At 25.9% G+C, this 3,892-nt stretch carries 3 protein-coding genes; 2 read left to right on the top strand and 1 reads right to left on the bottom strand.

Going from position 1 to position 3,892, the window contains the following annotated elements; translation table 11 throughout:
• The first annotated feature begins 302 nt into the window (after positions 1-302).
• Together ACRC03_RS18980 and brnQ are read left to right on the top strand one after the other, a co-directional pair.
• Positions 303-491 carry a (2Fe-2S)-binding protein gene (locus tag ACRC03_RS18980; RefSeq protein WP_438654177.1) on the top strand — a complete coding sequence of 63 codons (189 nt, stop codon included), beginning with the start codon at positions 303-305 and terminating at the stop codon, positions 489-491.
• 1,193 nt (positions 492-1,684) lie between these two features.
• On the top strand, positions 1,685-2,974 hold the full coding sequence (brnQ, locus tag ACRC03_RS18975; RefSeq protein ID WP_438654176.1) for a branched-chain amino acid transport system II carrier protein: 1,290 nt from the start codon (positions 1,685-1,687) through the stop codon (positions 2,972-2,974).
• Positions 2,975-3,072: 98 nt separating this feature from the next.
• Here brnQ and ACRC03_RS18970 read toward each other — a convergent pair whose 3' ends face one another.
• Positions 3,073-3,717 carry an OB-fold nucleic acid binding domain-containing protein gene (locus tag ACRC03_RS18970; RefSeq protein ID WP_438654175.1) on the bottom strand — a complete coding sequence of 215 codons (645 nt, stop codon included), beginning with the start codon at positions 3,715-3,717 and terminating at the stop codon, positions 3,073-3,075.
• Positions 3,718-3,892 lie beyond the last annotated feature (175 nt).

Here is a 3,892-nt window from a genome sequence, read left to right as displayed (position 1 = left end):
TTTTGTAAAATATAATCCTAAAATTCCTATAACACTAATTAATATTATAACTATAAGTAATATAAATAAATATCCAAGAGCCATAATAATCCTCCAATCATAATACTTTATTATAATTTTTACTTGTTTTTATTTTTATCCTGCTTTTTATATTGTTATATTGTCAATATTATACTATATTTTTATTGTAATAAATAACTTTCGACCTATTTTTTTCATCTCTTTTTCTTAATCCTATTTGTTAGTGTATATTTTTATATTGTGGGTATATATATAATATATCTTATATATGGAGGTATATTATGGACAACAGAGTATGTGGCTGTTTTAACGTGACTGTAGAAGATTTAATAAAAGCCAAAGAGAATGGATGCAAAAGCGTTGAAAGTATAGTAAAAGAAACAAAAATAGGAACATCCTGTGGAAGATGTAAGGAAAAGTCAGAACTTACTGCACTAAAGGTATTATTAAACAGACTTTATATAAAATAAAACTTTCACAGTCTCAGAGAGCCTTTGTCATTGACTAAGGCTCTCTTTATAATAATATAGATACTATATTTTTTCTAGAAAATAATTCAACTAGAGAAGATACTGCTAATAAACTAGGTATATCTCGTAGTCTTATTAGATTTTGATTTAATGGTGGTGTTATTGAATCTTTTAATGTTTTGTTCTTTTGTTTTAGCTCTATTATTATATTTATTAATTCTTCTTTTAAAAGCTTGTCTAATACTTCTTTTATATCTATCTTTTTACTAGATTTCTTTTTTTGTTTTTCTACTTTACTTTCTTTATTTAAAATTATTTATATTCATTAGCCATTCCTCACCTATATATTTGTCTTCTATTATAATATTTCCTAAATTTATACTACTATCTCACTTTTATTTTGGTATTATAAAATACATCTATTCTGGTACAAATCATACTTTTATCTAATCTCATAATATATAGTCTTAAAACTACATGGGGGTGACTTAAATGAACGAAATTGTAAAAGTTACTGACCTTTGTCAAAACTTTTATTCTAAAGAAGGAGAACTAGAAGTACTAAAAGACACAATATTTTATTGATTATATAATATTCATAATGGCTATTCTACAAACAAGATTAAAATATATTGTATTTAGAAAAAAATTATATTATCTTTTTAGAAGTATTTTTTAACTTTAGTTATATCTCTGTAAAATCCTTAAATTCCATAAATAGTTTCTCTGCTAAGGTCATTTTAAACACCACCTTAATTATTTTCAATAATAAAGATATTTTTTACAATTTATTGTTTACAATTTTACTGCATATATGTATAATAAGTTTAAATAATATAAATTTTACAAATATTCACTACAAGGAGATTTTTAATATGATAATTAATACAAACTTAACTAACAATTTAAAATTAAATATATGGTATTACTTTAGTTATTTTAGTTAGGTTTGTATTTATGATAGAGATTCCTCATAGATGCAAACTATTGGTTTTGTATCTATGATGGCTAAGGTTAATTTATAATGTAAGCCACATAGAAAAATATTATGTGGCTTTTTGTATCCTAGGCAAATAAAAGCCACATAGTTTATACTATGTGGCTTTTTGTATATAATTATCCACTTCTTAAAATAATGTAGTAAAACAAAGTAAATAGTATTATTAAAACTTATTCAGGAAAGAGGTAGAATTATGAAGAAAAATATAGATATTATTATTATAGGTTTTGCACTATTTTCAATGTTCTTTGGAGCAGGTAACTTAATATTCCCACCATACATAGGAATGACTTCTGGTACGGGGTGGTTAACAAGCTTTTTAGGTTTTGTTCTTGCTGATATTGGTATTATACTTTTATCAATTAATGCTGTGGCAAAGGCTGGTTCTTACCAAGCTGTAGTTGGAAAAGCAGGAAAGAAATTTGGTATTGGTTTAGAATTTCTTATGATGCTTTGCTTAGGACCAATTCTAGTTATACCAAGAACAGCTGCAACAACTTATGAAATGAGTATTGCCCCATTATTTAACTCATTTAATCCAGCTGTATTCTCTATTTTATTCTTTGGTTTAACATTCTTATTAACAATTAAGCCAACAAAAGTTATGGATATTATAGGTAAATTTTTAACTCCAGTGCTTTTAATTGCACTAGCATTCTTAATCGGAAAAGGAATCCTTTCTCCTATTGGTGATTTAAAAAACACTACTAACTCTGATAGTTTATTTGCAACAGGTCTTACTCAAGGATACCAAACAATGGATGCTCTTGGTGTAGGTGGTGTTACAACACTTATTATGACTTCATTCTTAACTAAGGGTTATAAAGATAAAAAAGAAAATGCTAATCTTACAGTAAAAGCTTCTTTAGTTGCAGGATTAGGACTTGTATTAGTTTATGGTGGATTAACTTACTTAGGTGCTACAGTTTCTAATATGTATGATACATCTATATCTCAAACTGCTTTACTAATTAATATAACTAATCACCTGTTAGGATCTACTGGTACTATTTTATTAGGTGTGGTTGTTGCATTTGCTTGTCTTACTACTTCTATAGGATTAACTTCTGTTACTGCTAAGTACTTTGAAGATCTTAGTAGTAAGAAAGTTAAATATGAATTTTTAGTTACTTCAATTTGTGTATTTAGTGCAATAGTTTCTAACTTAGGTGTTGATAAAATAATTTCTATTGCAGCTCCTATATTAACAGTTTTATACCCTGTATCGATTGTCTTAGTATTAATGAGTTCTTTTGGTAATATAATTACGAAAAATTCAACATTTAAAGGTGCTGCCTATGCTACTTTACTTATAAGTTTACTTACTGTTATTGATAGCCTTGGTATAAGTATGAGCTTTGTTCATATCCTTCCTTTTGATAAGTTAGGATTCAACTGGTTAATACCAGCTATAATAGGTGGTATTTTAGGCAGCTTATTTTTAAAAGATGAAGTTGGTATGTTTTATAATAAAGTCTCATAAATTTAATTCTTAAAATCATAAACAAAAGGAGCTATCTAAAAATAGAGGTTCTTACTCAACTTTGGGTAAATAACCCTAATTTAATAAAGATGAATGTATTAATATAATGCATTCGTCTTTATTAATTTTTGCAAGCTAAAATCCTTACGTTTTACCTGAAATGTTACATAACATTTCTTAAAAAGGTTGACTAAATTAGCTCTACCATATAAAATACGTTTTATGAGTTTGAATTTGTTGTTGTTTCCTTCAACAAATCCACTACTTTCACTATGAGATATCGCATTCTTGACGGGGGCGATATCTTTTTTTATTCCAACTATAAATCCTTGAACTATAAGATTTTGTATTTTAAATATAGCACTAATTTTTTCATGTCTTAAACTTAAAGCTCTATTATTTAACATTGTTTCTAAATTTACATCTAAATTATTTTGATTTAGTTCAATAGGCAGTTCCTCTTTACAACTATTTATAATTTCTATATTTTCAACATTTATTTCATAGAGATTAAGTTTATTGTTACTTTCCTTAACTGTTCCTATTATTGATACTACTGATTCTAATTTTATTGAGCTAGAATCAATTAGATTGTTTTCTAGTACACATTGAACTAAACCTGTTCTATCTCTTAGTATAAGAAAGGTTACTGCTTTTAATTTTCTTACACGATGTACCCATCCTTGTATATTTACTTTATTTTCCATATATTTATTTAAGTTATTTATCATTATTCTTTTCATAGTAATTCTCCTTATAAATTATTTTCTCTTCTTTTTTAAAATATATATATTCTAATAGAGTTTCTACATTCTTACACATAGTCTATCTATTGTATTTGTAGGAACTTTATTTATTTCGTCGATAAATTTATTTATTGCTGTTTTTACTACAGCGATACTAGAAAAAAATCTGTTA

It is taken from the genome of Romboutsia sp., from assembly GCF_051659545.1.
Taxonomy (GTDB): Bacteria; Bacillota; Clostridia; order Peptostreptococcales; family Peptostreptococcaceae; genus JBOFOR01.
Note: the sequence above shows the minus strand (reverse complement) of the source record. Positions and strands in the feature narration are given on the sequence as shown.

Excerpts from the sequence above, each read along its gene's own strand:
- brnQ (WP_438654176.1), top strand. The coding sequence starts at position 1,685 with ATGAAGAAAAATATAGATATTATTATTATAGGTTTTGCACTATTTTCA.
- ACRC03_RS18970 (WP_438654175.1), bottom strand. The coding sequence starts at position 3,717 with ATGAAAAGAATAATGATAAATAACTTAAATAAATATATGGAAAATAAA.
- ACRC03_RS18980 (WP_438654177.1), top strand. The coding sequence starts at position 303 with ATGGACAACAGAGTATGTGGCTGTTTTAACGTGACTGTAGAAGATTTA.